At 36.1% G+C, this 407-nt stretch carries 1 pseudogene; it reads left to right on the top strand.

The window, feature by feature from the left end:
- Nucleotides 1-407, top strand: a pseudogene (locus ACW9JY_RS10510) (hypothetical protein); the annotation flags it as partial.

Below are 407 nucleotides of genomic sequence, written 5' to 3'. Positions count from 1 at the left end.
AACTCTTTTTTTGGTGACTTTAATCCGTACAAAGAAGAAATATTTGGAGATTGGCTTGTTACGACTGATCAAAAGAGACATTTAGGAGATGTTTATCTAAACGGTATGTCGTTTTACGAAGCTAACAGTTTTGAAGATTTAAAAGATCCTAAGGTTAGAACAGAGACAGTAGACCATTGGACACAAAAAAAGGTTCCGGTTTTAAATCCAGAGCAAACAAAGTATGTTTGGTATGCGGAAGTAGATGATCAAAAAACAACTATATACGCAAACTTCAATGGTGCGAACCCAAATGAAGAATTAGTAGAGATCAATGTACGCAGATCCTGTTTTTATCCAGATCAAATTGGGAGAGATTATATAACCGTGAAAGGTTTTGAAATGGCTCATGCTGCAACACCATGGGT

Source organism: Petrotoga sp. DB-2, assembly GCF_054051725.1.
This window is presented reverse-complemented; position numbering and strand designations above follow the sequence as displayed.